13 protein-coding genes are annotated in these 16,961 nt (G+C 73.0%); 6 read left to right on the top strand and 7 right to left on the bottom strand.

Annotated features, from left to right (window positions below; all coding sequences use genetic code 11):
* Nucleotides 1–91 precede the first annotated feature (91 nt).
* Both ACIO5D_RS26875 and ACIO5D_RS26870 read right to left on the bottom strand, forming a co-directional pair.
* A complete protein-coding gene (locus ACIO5D_RS26875) occupies nt 92–544 on the bottom strand; it encodes a GNAT family N-acetyltransferase (RefSeq protein ID WP_400655984.1) in 453 nt (150 codons plus the stop codon).
* Between the two features lie 147 nt (nt 545–691).
* Nucleotides 692–1,483, bottom strand: a complete 792-nt coding sequence (locus ACIO5D_RS26870) for a VOC family protein (RefSeq protein WP_363608104.1) — start codon at nt 1,481–1,483, stop codon at nt 692–694.
* A 180-nt stretch (nt 1,484–1,663) separates the two neighbouring features.
* Here ACIO5D_RS26870 and ACIO5D_RS26865 point away from each other — a divergent pair, with 180 nt between their 5' ends.
* From ACIO5D_RS26865 to ACIO5D_RS26855, 3 genes are all read left to right on the top strand, one after another.
* On the top strand, nt 1,664–3,901 hold the full coding sequence (locus ACIO5D_RS26865) for an ATP-dependent RecD-like DNA helicase (RefSeq protein ID WP_400798272.1): 2,238 nt from the start codon (nt 1,664–1,666) through the stop codon (nt 3,899–3,901).
* Nucleotides 3,902–4,125: 224 nt separating this feature from the next.
* On the top strand, nt 4,126–5,415 hold the full coding sequence (locus ACIO5D_RS26860; RefSeq protein ID WP_363608102.1) for a citrate synthase: 1,290 nt from the start codon (nt 4,126–4,128) through the stop codon (nt 5,413–5,415).
* A gap of 522 nt (nt 5,416–5,937) precedes the next feature.
* Entirely contained in the window at nt 5,938–6,657 is a 720-nt protein-coding gene (locus ACIO5D_RS26855; RefSeq protein WP_363608101.1) for an SDR family oxidoreductase, read from the top strand.
* Between the two features lie 72 nt (nt 6,658–6,729).
* Here the strand turns inward: ACIO5D_RS26855 and ACIO5D_RS26850 are convergent, their stop codons facing one another.
* Together ACIO5D_RS26850 and ACIO5D_RS26845 are read right to left on the bottom strand one after the other, a co-directional pair.
* Nucleotides 6,730–9,048 (bottom strand): heavy metal translocating P-type ATPase, encoded by a 2,319-nt coding sequence (locus tag ACIO5D_RS26850; RefSeq protein ID WP_400798269.1) that lies wholly within the window; start codon nt 9,046–9,048, stop codon nt 6,730–6,732.
* Between the two features lie 79 nt (nt 9,049–9,127).
* The gene (locus ACIO5D_RS26845; RefSeq protein WP_363608099.1) at nt 9,128–9,346 is read right to left on the bottom strand and encodes a cation transporter; all 219 of its coding nucleotides are present in this window, start codon (nt 9,344–9,346) and stop codon (nt 9,128–9,130) included.
* A gap of 243 nt (nt 9,347–9,589) precedes the next feature.
* Between ACIO5D_RS26845 and ACIO5D_RS26840 the strand changes: the two genes are divergently transcribed.
* Nucleotides 9,590–10,762: a PP2C family protein-serine/threonine phosphatase gene (locus ACIO5D_RS26840; protein ID WP_363608098.1), complete on the top strand. Its 1,173-nt coding sequence runs from the start codon at nt 9,590–9,592 to the stop codon at nt 10,760–10,762.
* Between the two features lie 22 nt (nt 10,763–10,784).
* Here ACIO5D_RS26840 and dhaL read toward each other — a convergent pair whose 3' ends face one another.
* Both dhaL and dhaK read right to left on the bottom strand, forming a co-directional pair.
* Complete coding sequence (gene dhaL / locus ACIO5D_RS26835) at nt 10,785–11,462, bottom strand: dihydroxyacetone kinase subunit DhaL (RefSeq protein WP_400798266.1); 678 nt, start codon at nt 11,460–11,462, stop codon at nt 10,785–10,787.
* Nucleotides 11,463–11,484: 22 nt separating this feature from the next.
* Nucleotides 11,485–12,480, bottom strand: coding sequence for a dihydroxyacetone kinase subunit DhaK (dhaK, locus tag ACIO5D_RS26830; protein WP_363608096.1), 996 nt, complete (start codon nt 12,478–12,480; stop codon nt 11,485–11,487).
* Nucleotides 12,481–12,619: 139 nt separating this feature from the next.
* On the opposite strand from dhaK, the gene dhaM reads away from it, so the two are divergent.
* Nucleotides 12,620–13,012 carry a dihydroxyacetone kinase phosphoryl donor subunit DhaM gene (gene dhaM, locus ACIO5D_RS26825; RefSeq protein WP_400655796.1) on the top strand — a complete coding sequence of 131 codons (393 nt, stop codon included), beginning with the start codon at nt 12,620–12,622 and terminating at the stop codon, nt 13,010–13,012.
* 50 nt (nt 13,013–13,062) lie between these two features.
* Here the strand turns inward: dhaM and ACIO5D_RS26820 are convergent, their stop codons facing one another.
* On the bottom strand, nt 13,063–14,778 hold the full coding sequence (locus ACIO5D_RS26820; protein ID WP_400798263.1) for a bifunctional 3'-5' exonuclease/DNA polymerase: 1,716 nt from the start codon (nt 14,776–14,778) through the stop codon (nt 13,063–13,065).
* 125 nt (nt 14,779–14,903) lie between these two features.
* Between ACIO5D_RS26820 and ACIO5D_RS26815 the strand changes: the two genes are divergently transcribed.
* Nucleotides 14,904–16,928, top strand: a complete 2,025-nt coding sequence (locus ACIO5D_RS26815) for a M3 family metallopeptidase (RefSeq protein WP_400655802.1) — start codon at nt 14,904–14,906, stop codon at nt 16,926–16,928.
* Nucleotides 16,929–16,961 lie beyond the last annotated feature (33 nt).

Raw genomic sequence — 16,961 nt, 5'->3', positions numbered from 1 at the left:
ACTGCAGGGGGGACCCTGTGGGAGAGTAGGACGCCGCCGAACAATCATTCCAGAGAACCCCCACCCGATTCCGGGTGGGGGTTCTCTGCGTTTACAGCGCGAGTTTGAAACCGAGGTGCGACGGGACGAAGCCGAGGCGCTCGTAGAAACGGTGCGCGTCGGTGCGCGTCGCGTCGGAGGTGAGCTGGACGAGATCGGCATCGAGCTCGCGGGAGCGGTCGATCGCCCAGGTGATCAGCTCGCTGCCGAGGCCGGTGCCCCGTTCGTCGGCGTGGATCCGGACGGCCTCGATGATGGTGCGGGTGGCGCCCTTCCTGGCGAGACCGGGGACGACGGTGAGCTGGAGGGTGCCGACGGTCCGGCCGGCGCGTTCGGCGACCACCAGGTGCTGCTGCGGGTCGGCGTCGATGCGGGCGAAGGCGGCGTGGTAGGGGGTGAGGTCGCCGGGGCTCTCGCGGGTGGCGCCCAGCGGGTCGTCGGCGAGCATCGCGACGATCGCCGGGACGTCGTCGGCGGTGGCGCGGCGGATCGTCAGGCTGTCCATGATCAGGTTGTCCATGACCAGAGCGTAGGGCCACCCCGGGGACCCGGCCCCGCGACCGTGGCCCTCTTCTCGCCCCGGGCCGAGGGTCCAGGGCCACCCAGGGCCGCTCAGGGGCCGTCCACGCCCGCGGTGAGGGGTGAGTGGGCGTCACTCACCGGGCGCCGCGCTGGTGATGACGGCGAAGACCGCGCCGTGCGGGTCGATCAGCTGGGCGAGACGGCCGACGCCGTGGACGTCCATGGCCGGGATCCGGGTGGTGGCGCCCAGCTTGTCGGCGATGGCGAGGCTGGCGTCCACGTTGGGGACCTCGAAGTAGGGGAGCCAGTGCGAGGAGGTGCCGGCGGCCGTCTGCTCGGGGCCGAGCTGCATGATGCCGCCGAGCGCGTCGTCGGTGCCGCCGCCGGCCGGGGTGAGGACGGTGTACAGCGCGCCCTCGAGCGGGACGTCCTGCTCCTGCCAGCCGAAGACACGGCGGTAGAAGGTCTTCGCGGCCTCGGCGTCGATGCTGTAGCACTCGGCCCAGCAGAGGGTGTTCTCGTCGGTCACGGCGTCGAGGCCCCTGGTGTCGCGGGGCTGCCAGACGGCGAACTCGGCGCCGGTGGGGTCGGTGAAACCGGCCATCCGGCCGTTGGTGAAGACGTCGAACGGGGTGAATCGCACCCGGCCGCCGGCTTCCTCGACGAGTTCGGCGGTGCGGTCGGCGTCGAGGGTGCAGAAGTAGAGCGTCCAGGCGGGCGTCGAGCCTTCCTCGGTGAGCGGGCCGAGGGCGGCGACCGTGCGCCCTTCCTGCTGGAAGAAGCCGTAGCCGCCGGCCTCGGGGCCGGCCGAGTCGAAGGTCCAGCCGAACAGGGCGGTGTAGAAGTCGACGGAGGCCCGGGTGTCGGGGCTGCCGAGGTCGAGCCAGTTGGGGGAGCCGGGGACGAAGGCGGTGGTGAGCATGGTGGCACTGCTCCTTGGACGGGCACGCCGTGACGCGGGTGCGGTCGGTGCCCCCCGTGGTTTTCTCCCAGCCTGGCACCTCGGCCGGACCGCTGCACCGCAGGGCCCGGACCCGGCTGTCGTGGCCGGGCGGTACGGTGCGTAGCGGAATGGTCCACCCGCACTGGTGAAGGGGGTCCGGTGGCCAGGCAGGCGCAGGCGGGCCAGGTAGCCGCGCCGCGCCAGCTCGCCCAGGTCGAGGGCGTGCTGGAGCGGATCACGTACGCCAACGAGGAGACGGGGTACACCGTCGCCCGGGTGGACACCGGCCGGGGCGCGAACGACCTGCTGACGGTGGTGGGCGCGCTGCTGGGGGCGCAGCCGGGGGAGTCGCTGCGGCTGCACGGGCGGTGGGGGTCGCATCCGCAGTACGGCAAGCAGTTCGTGGTGGAGAACTACACGACGGTGCTGCCGGCCACGGTGCAGGGGATCCAGCGCTATCTGGGCTCGGGGCTGATCAAGGGGATCGGGCCGCGGTTCGCGGAGCGGATCGTGGAGCGGTTCGGGGTGGACACCCTGGAGGTGATCGAGAACGAGCCGGGCCGGCTGATCGAGGTGCCGGGGCTCGGGCCGAAGCGGACCAAGAAGATCGCGGCCGCCTGGGAGGAGCAGAAGTCCATCAAGGAGGTGATGGTCTTTCTGCAGGGGGTCGGGGTGTCGACCTCGCTGGCCGTACGAATCTACAAACAGTACGGGGACGGCTCGATCGGGGTGGTGAAGAACGAGCCGTACCGGCTGGCGTCGGACGTGTGGGGCATCGGCTTTCTGACGGCGGACCGGATCGCGCAGGCGGTGGGGATCCCGCACGACAGTCCGGAGCGGGTGAAGGCGGGGCTGCAGTACGCGCTGTCGCAGAGCAGTGACCAGGGACACTGCTTCCTGCCGGAGGAGCGGCTGATCGCGGACGGGGTGAAGCTGCTCCAGGTGGACGTGGGGCTGGTGATCGACTGCCTGGCGGAGCTGGTGGCCGTGGAGGGAGTGGTGCGGGAGTCGGTGCCGGGGGAGAGCGGTGAGCCGATCACCGCGGTGTACCTGGTCCCGTTCCACCGGGCGGAGATCTCGCTCGCCAACCAGCTGTTGCGGCTGCTGCGGTCGGACGTGGACCGGATGCCGTGGTTCGCGGACGTGGACTGGCCGGCCGCGCTGGGCTGGCTGGCGAAGCGTACGGGGGTGGAGCTGGCGCCGGAGCAGGAGCAGTCGGTGCGGCTGGCACTGACCGAGAAGGTCGCGGTGCTGACCGGGGGCCCCGGCTGCGGCAAGTCGTTCACGGTGAAGTCGGTCGTGACGCTGGCGCTGGCGAAGCGGGCGAAGGTGGTGCTGGCGGCACCGACCGGCCGGGCGGCGAAGCGGCTGTCGGAGCTGACCGGGGTGGAGGCGTCCACCGTTCACCGGCTGCTGGAGCTGAGGCCCGGCGGGGACGCGGCGTACGACCGGGACCGCCCGCTGGACGCCGACCTGGTGGTGGTCGACGAGGCGTCCATGCTGGACCTGATCCTGGCGAACAAGCTGGTCAAGGCGGTGGCGCCGGGGGCGCACCTGCTGTTCGTGGGGGATGTGGACCAGCTGCCGTCGGTGGGCGCCGGCGAGGTGCTGCGGGATCTGCTGACGCCGGGTGGGCCGATCCCGTCGGTGCGGCTGACCAGGATCTTCCGGCAGGCGCAGGAGTCGGGGGTGGTGACCAACGCGCACCGGATCAACGAGGGCCTGCCGCCGCTGACGGAGGGCCTGCCGGACTTCTTCCTGTTCGTGGAGGACGACACGGAGCAGGCAGCGGGCCTGACCGTGGACGTGGTGGCGCGGCGGATTCCGCAGCGGTTCGGGTTCGACGCGCGGCGGGACGTACAGGTGCTGGCGCCGATGCACCGGGGCCCGGCGGGCGCGGGGAACCTGAACACGCTGCTGCAGGCGGCGGTGACGCCGGCCCGGGAGGGGCTGGCGGAGCGGCGGTTCGGCGGGCGGACGTTCCGGGTCGGGGACAAGGTCACCCAGATCCGGAACAACTACGACAAGGGGCGGAACGGCGTCTTCAACGGCACAGTGGGAGTGGTGACCGCGCTCAGCGTGGACGACCAGCGGCTGACGGTGCTCACCGACGAGGACGAGGAGGTGCCGTACGACTTCGACGAGCTGGACGAGCTGGCCCACGCGTACGCGGTGACGATCCACCGGTCGCAGGGCAGCGAGTATCCCGTGGTGGTGATTCCGGTCACCACGTCCGCCTGGACGATGCTCCAGCGGAACCTCCTCTACACCGCTGTGACCAGGGCGCGGAAACTGGTTGTGCTGGTCGGGTCACGGAAGGCGATCGCTCAGGCTGTTCGAACCGTCAGTGCAGGTAGGAGGCATGCCGCGTTGGATCACCGGCTGGCAACTGGATGATTCTCCAAGGGATGGTTGCCTCTATTGTTCTCTTGACGTGAAGAGATTTACGACAGAGCCTAGGGTGGTGCCGATCTTGTCCGGTTCGTACCGGCTGCGGCAGAAGGTTTTGTAGGGGCGGGCCCTTCCGGGCCACCCCGGGTGCGCGGCTGTCCGCCAGATGGGGGATGGTAGAGACAGTCAGGGCACCTTGGAAGAGGATTCATTTCGTCGGTGAGGAAGACGTGAGCGACAACTCGGTAGTACTGCGGTACCAGGACGGCGAGTACGAGTACCCCGTCGTCGAGAGCACTGCGGGCAACGCCGGCTTCGACATCTCGAAGCTGCTCCCGCAGACCGGCCTGGTCACCCTGGACAACGGCTTCGGTAACACCGCCGCGTACAAGTCCGCGATCACCTTCGTGGACGGTGACAACGGCATCCTGCGGTACCGCGGCTACCCGATCGAGCAGCTCGCCGAGCAGGGCAGCTTCATCGAGACCGCGTACCTCCTGATCAACGGCGAGCTGCCGACCCCGGACCAGCTGGCGGAGTTCAACCGCGAGATCACCCAGCACACCCTGCTGCACGAGGACGTCAAGCGCTTCTACCAGGGCTTCCCGCGCGACGCCCACCCGATGGCGATGCTGTCCTCGGTGGTCGGTGCGCTGTCCACCTTCTACCAGGACAGCCACAACCCCTTCGACGCCGCCCAGCGCCACCTGTCGACGGTCCGCCTGCTGGCGAAGCTGCCGACGATCGCGGCCTACGCGTACAAGAAGTCGGTCGGCCAGCCGTTCGTCTACCCGCGCAACGACCTGAGCTACGTCGAGAACTTCCTCCGGATGACCTTCGCGGTCCCGGCCGAGGACTACGAGCTCAACCCGGTGATCGTCAACGCGCTGGACAAGCTGCTGATCCTGCACGCGGACCACGAGCAGAACTGCTCGACCTCCACCGTCCGCCTGGTGGGCTCCAGCCACGCCAACCAGTTCGCGTCCATCTCGGCCGGCATCTCGGCGCTCTGGGGCCCGCTGCACGGTGGCGCCAACCAGGCCGTGCTGGAGATGCTGGAGAGCATCCAGAAGGACGGCGGCGACGTCGACGCGTTCATCCGCAAGGTGAAGAACCGCGAGGACGGCGTCAAGCTGATGGGCTTCGGCCACCGCGTCTACAAGGCCTTCGACCCGCGCGCCGCGCAGGTCAAGATCCTTGCGCACGAGGTGCTCGGCCAGCTCGGCAAGTCCGACGAGCTGCTCGAGATCGCGCTGAAGCTGGAGGAGCACGCGCTCAGCGACGACTTCTTCGTCTCCCGCAAGCTGTACCCGAACGTGGACTTCTACACCGGCCTGATCTACCGCGCCATGGGCTTCCCGACCAGCATGTTCACCGTGCTGTTCGCCCTCGGCCGGCTGCCGGGCTGGATCGCCCACTGGCACGAGATGATCAACGACCCGACCAGCCGGATCGGCCGTCCGCGCCAGATCTACACCGGCACCGCGATCCGCGACTACGTGGCTCTCGACGCCCGCTGACCCAGGCACCGGAAGGGCCCGGCCGCACTCCCGAGATTCCGGGGAGTGCGACCGGGCCCTTCCGCGTCCCTCGCGGGGCCGCACACGTACGGCGCACGACTCCGGGGCCGGCCGCAGCCCGGGACGGCCGCTCAAAGCGTCCCTGACCCGCCACACCCCGGCGTCGTGCGCGAAGGCCGTCGAAGTCGACGACCGACCCGGGGCCCGCCGGAGCCCCGTCGGCGGCAGCGTGGCAACGCGGTGACATGATGCCGTTCGCCACGTCTCCGCCCACCAAAAAAACTGCCGCACTACCAACCTAAGACGTATCAGGGTGCGAGAAGTTACGCCGGGGGGGTGTGAGCTGCCTCTCGCCACGCTCCGTGTGCGCGTGGTGCCGCGCCCATACCACACCTTCCCGCGCGCGCGACGTCACCCTCCCCGCAGTCACGGCAACCGAGCGTGATAGGAATCGTGGCATTCCGGTAGGGACCGTCCCGCACCCTCGCAGCGTGGCGGCGGAACTGGGGAGGGAGCGCGCAGATGGCCAGGAACGTCGTTGTCACCGGTGGTGGCACGGGTATCGGGTACGAGGTGGCGCGGCGGTTCGCCGAGGCGGGCGAACAGGTCGTGATCGTCGGCCGCCGGCGGGCGGTGCTCGAACAGTCCGCCGCCGACCTCGGGCCGAACGTCACCCCGCTGGTCTGCGACCTCGCCGACCCGGACGCGGTGGAGGCCGCGCTGGCCGCGCTGCCGGAGCGGATCGACGTCCTGGTGAACAACGCGGGCAGCCGGGAGACGGTGATCGGGGCCGGGCCGCACGCCCTGCTGGCCCGCTGGCGCGGGGACTTCGAGCGCAATGTGCTGACCGTGGTGATGCTCACCGAGTCCATCCGCGACCGGCTCACCCCGGGCGCCGGCCGGGTGGTCACCATCAGCTCGATCGCGGCGCTGCGCGGCGCCGGTTCGTTCGGGGCGGCCAAGGCCTCGCTGCACGCCTGGAACCACTTCCTGGCCGCGCAGCTGGGCACCTCGGGCATCACCGCCAACATCGTCGCCCCGGGAACGGTGGCCGGCACCGAGTTCTTCGGTCCGCGGCTGGACGAGGCGGAGGTTTCCCGCCGGGCCGCCCGGACGCTGCTCGGCCGGGTCGGCGAGACCGGCGAGGTCGCGGCGGCGGTCTACTTCCTGGCCTCGCCCGAGGCCGGGTTCATCACCGGCGAGATCCTGCACTGCAACGGCGGCGAGCTGCTCGGCCGTTGACGGCCCGGCCGCGCGGTCGCGGACGCCGAAGGACCCGCACCGCTTGGTACGGGTCCTTCGGCGTCCGTAGGTTCAGGCGGCCCGGAAGCGGCGCAGCCGGAGGCTGTTGGTGACCACGAAGACCGAGGAGAAGGCCATCGTGGCACCGGCGATCATCGGGTTGAGCAGGCCGGCCGCAGCGAGCGGGATCGCCGCGACGTTGTAGCCGAAGGCCCAGAACAGGTTGCCCTTGATGGTGCCGAGGGTCCGCCGGGAGAGCCGGATGGCGTCCGCCGCTGAGCGCAGGTCGCCGCGGACCAGGGTCAGGTCGCTTGCCTCGATCGCGGCGTCGGTGCCGGTGCCCATCGCCAGGCCCAGGTCGGCCTGGGCGAGCGCGGCGGCGTCGTTGACGCCGTCGCCGACCATCGCGACCGAGCGGCCCTCGGCCTGGAGGCGCTTGACGGTGCTGACCTTGTCCTCCGGCAGCACCTCGGCGATCACGTCCTCCGGGGCGATGCCGACCTCGGCCGCCACCGCCTCGGCGACCAGCCGGTTGTCGCCGGTCAGCAGGACCGGCCGCAGGCCCAGGGCCCGCAGGTCGGCGATCGCCTCGGCGCTGGTCGGCTTGACCGCGTCGGCGACCTCCAGGACAGCCCGCGCCTCGCCGTCCCAGCCGACCGCCACGGCGGTCCGGCCGGCGGCCTCGGCGGCGGCCTTGGCGGCGGCGAGGGCCGGCGGCAGGTGCTGGGCCCAGTCGGCGAGCAGCGCCTCGCGCCCGGCGACCACGGCGTGGCCCTCGACGACGCCCTGCACGCCCCGGCCCGGGACGTTCTCGAAGCCCTCGACGGGCGGCAGTTCGCCGGTCCGCTCGGCGGCGGCCGCGGCGATCGCGGCGGCGATCGGGTGCTCGGAGGCGTGTTCCAGCGCGCCGGCCAGCCGCAGCGCCTCGGTCTCGGTGACACCGTCGGCGGTGTGCACGGCGGCGAGCGCCATCCGGCCGGTGGTGACGGTGCCGGTCTTGTCCAGCACGATGGTGTCCACCCGGCGGGTGGTCTCCAGTACCTCCGGGCCCTTGATCAGGATGCCGAGCTGGGCGCCGCGCCCGGTGCCGACCATCAGCGCGGTCGGGGTGGCCAGACCCAGGGCACAGGGGCAGGCGATGATCAGGACGGCGACGGCGGCGGTGAACGCCTCGGTGGGGCTGTTGGAGACCAGCAGCCAGCCGACCAGGGTGCCGAGCGCGATCACGATGACGACCGGCACGAAGACGGCGGAGATCCGGTCGGCCAGCCGCTGGGCGGCGGCCTTGCCGTTCTGTGCGTCCTCGACCAGCCGGGCCATCCGGGAGAGCTGGGTGTCGGCGCCGACCCGGGTGGCCTCGACCACCAGACGGCCGCCGGCGTTGACGGTGGCGCCGGTGACGGAGTCGCCGACCGCGACCTCGACGGGCACGGACTCGCCGCTGAGCATCGAGGCGTCCACGGCGGAGGCGCCCTCGACGACCACGCCGTCGGTGGCGATCTTCTCGCCCGGGCGGACCACGAAGCGCATCCCGACGGCCAGTTGGGCCACCGGCATCCGCACCTCGCGGTTGTTCTGGAGCACGGCGACGTCCTTGGCGCCCAGGTCGAGCAGGGCGTGCAGGGCGGCGCCGGCGCGGCGCTTGGAGCGGGCCTCCAGGTAGCGGCCGAGCAGGATCAGCACGGTGACGGCGGCGGCCGTCTCCAGGTAGAGCGTGGAGGAGGCGTCGGTGTCGCCGATCGAGAACGAGAAGTCGTGCCGCATCCCGGCCATGCCCGCCTCGCCCCAGAACAGGGCCCAGAACGACCAGCCGAAGGCGGCCAGGGTGCCGAGCGAGACCAGGGTGTCCATGGTCGCGGCGCCGTGCTTGAGGTTGGTCCAGGCGGCCTTGTGGAACGGCAGGCCGCCGTAGACGACGACCGGGCCGGTGAGTGCGAAGGCCAGCCACTGCCAGTTGGTGAACTGCAGGGACGGGACCATCGACAGCATGACCACGGGGATGCTGAGGACGGCGCTGATCAGCAGCCGGTCCAGCAGCGGGTCGGCCGGCGGCTGCTCCTCGGCGGCGGCGGCCGTGCCGGGAGCGGTGGCCGCGGTGGCCGGCGGCGGGGGCAGCTCGGCGGTGTACCCGGTGTTCTCGACGGTGGCGATGAGGTCCGCCACGCTCACTCCGGGCCCGAAGTCGACCCGGGCCTTCTCGGTGGCGAAGTTGACGGTGGCCTCGACGCCGTCCATCCGGTTGAGCTTCTTCTCGATCCGGGCCGCGCAGGAGGCGCAGGTCATCCCGCCGATCGACAGCTCGACCCGGTCCTGTACGGCGGCCCGGCCGTCCTGGCCGCCTATGCCGGCGGTCGCTCCCGGGGCGCTGGTGCCCGGAGTGGAGGTGCTCATGCTGATCAGCTCCTTGAAGAGAGCGTACGGCGGGGGCGCGGGGTGGGGCTCGTCCGGCCCCCGCCGTACTGCGGGGGGCTCAGGCGGACCGGCCGACCAGCTCGTAGCCGGCCTCGTCGACCGCGGCGCGGACCTGGTCGTCGTCGAGCTCGGTGGCGGAGGAGACCGTCACGGTGCCTGCCTTGGCGTCGGCGGCCACCTCGGTGACGCCGGTCAGGGTGGAGAGCTCCTTGCTGATCGAGCTCTCGCAGTGGCCGCAGCTCATGCCGGTCACGGTGTAGGTGATGGTGCTGGACATCGGGGCCTCCGAAAGGATTTGCGCTGCCACGGGTCTGCGCCCGGACTCTGATTCTGATAACACCATACCCCCAAGGGGTATTCCTCGGGAGAGTGAGTGATGTGGCGTGGATCGCATTGCGGTGCGATCCGAGTGCAGAGCGTATGCGTGTGACTACGTCGTGCCGGAATCCACGCCGGGGGCGGGCGGGGCGATGGGGCGGGTGGGTGGGTGAGTGCGTTGATCGTCCGTTATGTTCGATATGTGTTTCCGATCCGCCGTGCCCAGTCGCCCGCGGTCCCGACTGCCTCGGGACTCCCGCCGGACCGGCGACGTGGCGCCCTGCTGGCCGCCGATCTCCAGGACGTGCCGTTCTGGCGGCGGGCCACCCCGGCGCTGATCGCGATCCTGCTGGTGGCGCTCGCGGACTTCCTCTCCGGCAAGGACCGCTACCTCGCACCGCTGATGTCCGTCGTCCCGACCATCGCCGCGCTCACCCTGCGGCCGGTCGAGCTGCTGATGGTCTGCTCGCTCGGGCTGCTCTCGGTCTTCGGGCTCAGCCACTACGACGAGGTCGCCGACGTCAACGACGACCGCTTCCTGTACGGCGCGATGGTCAGCTACCTGATGCTGACGCTGTTCTCCGCCTGGGTGGCCAAGATCCGGATGCGGCGCGCGGCGGCCTTCGCGGCCGTCAGCTCGGTGGCCGAGGCCGCCCAGCGGGCGCTGCTGCGGCTGCCGGGCCCGGTGGTCGGACCGCTGCATCTGGCGGTGCGGTACGTCTCCGCCGCCGACGCCTCGCGGATCGGCGGCGACCTCTACTCGGTGCTGGAGACCCCGCACGGCACCCGGGTGGCGGTCGGGGACGTCCGCGGCAAGGGGCTGGGGGCGGTGCAGACCGCCGCCGTGGTGCTCGGCTCGTTCCGGGAGGCCGCGTACGACGAGGCCGGGCTGCGCGGGGTGGCCGCGCGGATCGAGGCCAGCGTCGAGCGGCACGCGCCGGCCGGGGAGTTCACCACGGCGCTGTTCGCCGAGTTCCGGACGCCGGGGGTGATGGAACTGCTCCAGTACGGGCACGTCCCGCCGATCCGGGTGGACCGGGAGGGCCGGGCGCACGTGCTGGACGCCCCGGACCCGTGGGTGCCGCTGGGCCTCGGCCGGCTGGCCCCCGGTGAGCCGGCCACCTGGGACCAGCCGTTCGGCCACGACGACGTGCTGGTGCTCTGCACCGACGGTGTGGTCGAGGCCCGGCACCGGAAGAACGGCGAGTTCTACCCGCTGGCGGAGCGGGCCGGCCCGTTGGTCCGGGGCGCGGCCCGCTCGGCGGCGGAGCTGGAGGCGGCGGTCGGCCGGATCTACGCCGACCTGCTGGAGCACACCGGCGGGGAACTGCGCGACGACGCGCTGCTGCTGCTGATCACCCGCACCGACCGGTAGCGGGCACCGGCCGGCTCCCGGTTCAGGCCGCGGTGACCTCCGCGAGGGCGCGGAAGATCAGCGCGGTCGAGGTGGCGCCCGGGTCCTGGTGGCCGATGCTGCGCGGGCCGAGGTAGGAGGCGCGCCCCTTGCGGGCCTGGAGCGGTACGGTGTCGCGTGCCCCCTGCTCGGCCGCGGCCGCCGCCGCCGAGGCGGCCCCGGGCAGCCCGGCGCCCGCCGCCACCGCCGCCCGGTAGGCGGCCACCGCCGGGGTGTACGCGTCGACGATGGTCTTGTCGCCGGGCTCGGCCTTGCCGAGGGCGCGGATCGCGTCCAGGCCGGCGGCCAGCGCCTCGCCGAGTGCGGCGGCGTCGGGCAGAGCGGTGTCGGGCAGGGCGGCGCCGATGGCGCGGAAGGCCTTGCCGTACAGCGGGCCGGAGGCGCCGCCGACCTTGGAGATCAGCGTGGTGCCGGTCCTGTTCAGCAGTGCGCCCGGGCCGGCCGGGTCGAGGCCGTCCAGGGCGGTCAGCACGGCGGCGAAGCCGCGCCGCAGGTTGCTGCCGTGGTCGCCGTCCCCGATCGCCGAGTCCAGTTCGGTGAGCCGATCCTGCTCCTTCTCGACGGCCGTGGCGATCGCGCGGACCCAGGCCTCGGCGCGGGCGGTGCCGAAGCCCTCGGCCGCACCGCCCTCGGCCGCGCCGTCCCTGACTGCGTTGTCCATGACGGTGGTGTCCGCCTTCCGTTCAGGCCCGCTTGAGGGCGGGGGTGTCCACCGGGGCGTCCCACAGCTCCAGCAGCTGGGCGTCGGCCTTGGTGAGGGTGAGGGAGAAGCCCGCCATGTCGAGGCTGGTGACGTAGTTGCCGACCAGGCTGCGGGCCACCGTGATACCGCGTCCGGCCAGCCGGGCGGCGACCTCGCCGAAGACGATGTACAGCTCCAGCAGCGGGGTGCCCCCGAGGCCGTTCAGCAGGGCGATCACCTCGTCCCCGGCGGTCAGGTCGTGGTCGGTGAGGATGGTCTCGACCACCTCGGCGGCCAGCTCGCGGGCCGGGCGGAGCTTCTCGCGGCGCCGGCCGGGCTCGCCGTGGATGCCGACCCCGACCTCGATCTCGTCCTCCGGCAGGTCGAAGCCGGGCTTGCCGGCCGCCGGGACGGTCGCGGCGGTCAGCGCGACCGCGAAGGAGCGGGAGGCGGCGTTGACCCGCTCGCCCAGGGCTGCCACCTCGTCCAGCGTCGCGCCGCGCTCGGCCAGCGCACCGGCCGCCTTCTCCACCAGCACGGTCGCTCCGGTGCCCCGGCGGCCCGCCGTCCAGGTCGAGTCCTCGACCGCGACATCGTCGTCGACCAGGACGGTGCGGACCTCCAGGCCCTCCTCGGCGGCCAGTTCGGCGGCCAGCTCGAAGTTCATCACGTCGCCGGTGTAGTTCTTCACCACGAAGACCACCCCGGCGCCGGAGTCCACGGCCCTGGCGGCGGCCAGCATCTGGTCCGGCACCGGGGAGGTGAACACCTCGCCCGGGCAGGCCGCGTCCAGCATGCCCGGGCCGACGAAGCCACCGTGCAGCGGCTCGTGGCCCGACCCGCCGCCCGAGACCAGGGCGACCTTGGACGCCTCCGGGCGGACCGCGCGGGTGATCACCCGGTTCGCGATGTCCACCGTCAACTCCGGGTGGGCGGCCGCGACTCCGGCCAGCGCGTCCTCCAGGACGCTCTCCGGGGTGTTGATCAGCTTCTTCACAGCGCTTCGCTCCCTCGGCAGACGGTGCTGCCCCGACGCTACGCCAGACGGGGGTGGTCGGCACCGGTTGCGACACGCGGAGGACGGGGTCGGACGGATCACTCCGCCGGAGCAGCGGGCCGGTCGTAGGGTCGGGGCCATGAGCGACTACGTGGGCATCGTCCTGGTCTCGCACAGCGCGCAGCTGGCCGCCGGGCTGCGCGAGCTGCTGGGCGAACTGGCTTCGGACGCGGTGCGGGTGGTGGTGGCGGCCGGGACGGAGGACGGCGGGCTCGGCACCAGCTACGACCTGATCGCGCGGGCCGTCGTGGCGGCGGACGGCGGGGCGGGGGTGGTGGTGCTGCCCGACCTGGGGAGCTCGGTGCTGACCGCCGTCGCGGTCCTGGAGGACGAGCCGCGCCCCGGCACGGTGCTGGTGGACGCGCCGTTCGTGGAGGGTGCGGTCGCCGCCGCCGTGACGGCCTCCACTGGGGCGGCGCTGGCCGAGGTGGTCGCGGCGGCCGAGGAAGCGCGGGCCTTCCGGAAGGTGTAGGGCCGGAAGGCGGTGGCCCGGGAGGTGTGGGCGAGGGGGCGGCTCAGGCGCTACTTGGCGTCGGCGTAGCAGTCCACCACCGCGGTGGTCAGCGGGAAACGGACCGGGGTGTCCCCGAAGACCAGCTGCCGGGCCTCGTCGGCCGCCTCGGCGACGGCCGCCGCCACCTGGTCGGCGAGATTGGCCGGGGTGTGCACCACCACCTCGTCGTGCTGGAAGAACACCAGGTGCGGGCGGTCGTCCGGGCCGGCCGCCGGCAGCGCGTTCAGTCGGCGGCGCAGCGCGGCGAGCAGCGCCAGCGCCCAGTCGGCGGCGCTGGCCTGGATGACGAAGTTGCGGGTGAAGCGGCCCCGGGCGCGGGCCGAGCGGCCGCCCGCGTCCGCCGCGTTCTCGGGGGCCTCGGTGAGGTCGAGCCAGTCGGCCGAGGGCGGCGGGCAGGCCCGGCCCAGCCGGGAGACGACCACGCCGCCGTCCTCGCCGGTACGGGCGGCCGCCTCCACGTACCCCATGGCGGCGGGGTAGCGGTGGCGCAGGGTGTTCAGCAGCGGGCCGATGTCGCCGCTGGTCTGCCCGTACATGGCGCCCAGCAGGCCGAGCTTGGCCTTGTCGCGGTCGCCCTGGAAGGCGCTGGCGGCCAGCGCCTCGTACAGGTCGCCGCCGGCGGCGGTGCGGGCCAGCCCGGCGTCCTGGGAGAGGGCGGCCAGCACCCGCGGCTCCAGCTGGGCGGCGTCCGCGACGACCAGCAGCCAGCCCGGGTCGGCGACCACGGCGCGGCGCAGGATGCGCGGGATCTGCAGGGCGCCGCCGCCCCGGCTGGCCCAGCGGCCGGAGACCACGCCGCCGACCACGTACTCGGGGCGGAACCGGCCACCGCGGGCCCAGGCGTCCTGCCAGGCCCAGCCGTGCGCGGCGTGGATCCGGGACAGCTCCTTGTAGCGGATCATCAGCGCGGCGGCCGGGTGGTCCACCTCCTTCAGCTCCCAGGAGCGGGTGGAGCCGAGCTGGATGCCCCGGTCGGCGAAGGCGCGCAGTACCTGGCTGTGCGAGTCGGGGTTGAACGGGCGCCCGCCGAGCGCCTGCTGGAGCTCGACGGCCAGCTCGGCCAGCAGCCTCGGCTGGGTGCCGGGGACGGTCGGACGCGGGCCGAGCAGTTCGGTGAGCAGCCGGTCGTGGATGTCGGCGCGCCAGGGCAGGCCGTCGTCCGCCATCTCGGCGGCCACCAGTGCGCCGGCCGACTCGGCGGCGACCAGCAGCCGGAACCGGGACCGGGCGGCCGGGTCGGCGATGGCGGCCAGCCGGCGCTGCTGCTCGGCGTGGACGGCGACCACGGCGGTCAGTGGGTCGGCGCCCGGCGGCAGTTGCAGGCGGTCGGGGGCGAACAGGGTGTCCTGCCCGTCGCCGGAGTCGGCGGAGCCCGGCTCGGGCAGATCGGCGGGGACGGGCAGGCCCTTCAGCCGGGCCCAGGCCGCGCCGAGCGAGCGCGGTGCGCCGAACCGGCCCTCGTGGGCCAGCAGCAGCGCCTCGACCAGTCGCAGGTCGTGGCAGCGGGCGAGCCGGTCGGGCAGTCGGGGGAGCAGCGGCGCGTAGCCGCTGTCGGCGGCGGCCCAGACCCAGCGCGGGTGCTCGGCCGCCTCCCGTTCGGCGACGGCGGCGGCGAGGTCGGCGGTGGCGGCGGGCGGACCGAGCGGGGCGCCGGAGTCGTCGAGGGGCTGGAGCCGGCCACCCGGGCCGTGCGGGTCGGGGACGAGGGCGATCCGGGGTGCCACGGGGGCTCCTCCTCTCGGGCGTACGGGCGTGTGACCTCGACGGTAGCCGGTGGGTACGACAACCGGCGTCCGGCTCGGGGCGGGGGGCGTAGGCAGCCCGGGTGACACCGCGTAGGGTCGGCGAAATGACCGAGAACCCGTTCTTCAAGGCCAGCACCCTGGCCTACGAACTGCCGCCGTTCGCCGAGATCCGGGAGGAGCACTACCTGCCGGCGTTCGAGCGCGGTATGGCCGACCAGCTCGCCGAGATCGCCGCGATCACCGCCGACCCCGAGCCGCCGACCTTCGACAACACGGTGATCGCGCTGGAGCGTTCGGGGTCGCTGCTGCGCCGGGTGAACGCGGTGTTCCTCAACCAGTCCTCCTCCGACACCACACCGGTGATCGACCGGATCGACGCCGAGGTCAGCCCGAAGCTCGCCGCACACGACGACGCGATCCACCTGGACGCCGAGCTGTTCGCCCGGATCGAGGAGCTGTACGGGCGGCGCGACGGGCTCGGCCTGGACGGGGAGTCGCTGCGGCTGCTGGAGCGCCGGCACACCGCCTTCGTCCGGGCCGGCGCCCGGCTGGGGGCCGCCGACCAGGAGCGGCTGCGCGGGCTGAACGCCGAACTGGCCGCCGCCGAGACGGCGTTCCGGCAGAACGTGTCGGCCGACTCGCAGGCCAGGGCGCTGGTGCTGGACTCCGCCGAGCAGCTGGACGGGCTCTCCCCGGACGCGATCGCCGCGGCGGCGGAGAACGGGCGGGCGCTCGGGCACGACGGCAAGTACGTGCTGAGCCTGAAGAACTTCTCCAACCAGACCGAGCTGGCCTTCCTCACCGACCGCTCGGTCCGCGAACGCCTGATGGCCGCCTCGCTGGGCCGCGCGGCCCGGGCCAACGGCCCACTGGCGATCCGGATGGCCACCCTGCGCGCCGAGCGGGCCAGGCTGCTCGGGTACGGCACGCACGCCGCCCACGTGGTCGCGGACGAGACCGCCGGCACCGTCGAGGCGGTGGACGGGCTGCTGGCCAGGCTGGTGCCGCCGGCGGTGGCCAACGCGCGCCGGGAGGCGGCGGAGCTGGCCGCCCTGGCGGCGGCCGACGGGATCGACGAGATCGCGGCGCACGACTGGGCGTACTACTCGGAGCTGGTCCGGCAGTCCTCGTACCAGGTGGACGCGGCGGCGCTGCGCCCGTACTTCGAGCTGGAGCGGGTGCTGCACGAGGGCGTCTTCTTCGCGGCGAACCTGGCGTACGGGGTGACCTTCACCGAGCGGCCGGACCTGACGGCGTACCACCCGGACGTGCGGGTCTTCGAGGTGTTCGAGGCGGACGGCGGCTCGCTGGGCCTGTTCCTCGGGGACTTCCACGCGCGGGCGTCCAAGCGCGGCGGCGCCTGGATGGACGAGCTGGTCACCCAGTCGAGGCTGCTCGGCCGGCGGCCGGTGGTGATGAACAACCTGAACATCGCCCGCCCGGCGTCCGGCGAGCCGGTGCTGCTCTCCTGGGACGAGGTGCGCACGCTGTTCCACGAGTTCGGGCACGCGCTGCACGGGCTGTTCTCGGACGTCCGCTACCCGTACTTCGCGGGGACGGCCGTGCCGCGGGACTTCGTCGAGTTCCCCTCGCAGGTCAACGAGATGTGGATGGTTTGGCCGGCCGTCCTGGCCAACTACGCCAAGCACCATGTGACGGGCGAGCCGCTGCCGGCCGAGCTGGTCGAGCGGATGGCGGCGGCGGAGGGCTTCGGGCAGGGCTTCCGCACGGTCGAGTACCTGGCGGCGGCGCTGCTGGACTGGGCCTGGCACACCGTGCCGGCCGGCCAGGAGATCGCGGACGCCGAGGAGTTCGAGGCGCGGGCGCTGGCCAAGGCGGGGCTCGCGGTGGCGGCGATCCCGCCGCGCTACCGGACGGCCTACTTCACGCACATCTTCGCCGGCGGGTACAGCGCGGGCTACTACGCCTACATCTGGTCGGAGGTGCTGGACGCCGAGACGGTGGAGTGGTTCAAGGGGAACGGCCGCGGGGTGCGGGAGAGCGGCGAGGTGTTCCGGGCCGAGCTGCTGTCGCGCGGCGACAGCCGGGACGCGCTGGACTCCTTCCGCGCGGTGATCGGGCGGGACCCGCAGACCGGGCCGCTGCTGGCGCGCCGGGGCCTGGCGTAGGGGAGCGCCCGTCCGGTGGCCCGCCCCTCGTCG

It is taken from the genome of Kitasatospora sp. NPDC087315 (assembly GCF_044744345.1).
Taxonomy (GTDB): domain Bacteria; phylum Actinomycetota; class Actinomycetes; order Streptomycetales; family Streptomycetaceae; genus Kitasatospora.
Note: the sequence above shows the minus strand (reverse complement) of the source record. Positions and strands in the feature narration are given on the sequence as shown.

Excerpts from the sequence above, each read along its gene's own strand:
- ACIO5D_RS26875 (WP_400655984.1), bottom strand. The coding sequence starts at position 544 with ATGGACAGCCTGACGATCCGCCGCGCCACCGCCGACGACGTCCCGGCG.
- ACIO5D_RS26870 (WP_363608104.1), bottom strand. The coding sequence starts at position 1,483 with ATGCTCACCACCGCCTTCGTCCCCGGCTCCCCCAACTGGCTCGACCTC.
- ACIO5D_RS26855 (WP_363608101.1), top strand. The coding sequence starts at position 5,938 with ATGGCCAGGAACGTCGTTGTCACCGGTGGTGGCACGGGTATCGGGTAC.
- ACIO5D_RS26850 (WP_400798269.1), bottom strand. The coding sequence starts at position 9,048 with ATGAGCACCTCCACTCCGGGCACCAGCGCCCCGGGAGCGACCGCCGGC.
- ACIO5D_RS26845 (WP_363608099.1), bottom strand. The coding sequence starts at position 9,346 with ATGTCCAGCACCATCACCTACACCGTGACCGGCATGAGCTGCGGCCAC.
- dhaL (WP_400798266.1), bottom strand. The coding sequence starts at position 11,462 with ATGGACAACGCAGTCAGGGACGGCGCGGCCGAGGGCGGTGCGGCCGAG.
- dhaM (WP_400655796.1), top strand. The coding sequence starts at position 12,620 with ATGAGCGACTACGTGGGCATCGTCCTGGTCTCGCACAGCGCGCAGCTG.
- ACIO5D_RS26815 (WP_400655802.1), top strand. The coding sequence starts at position 14,904 with ATGACCGAGAACCCGTTCTTCAAGGCCAGCACCCTGGCCTACGAACTG.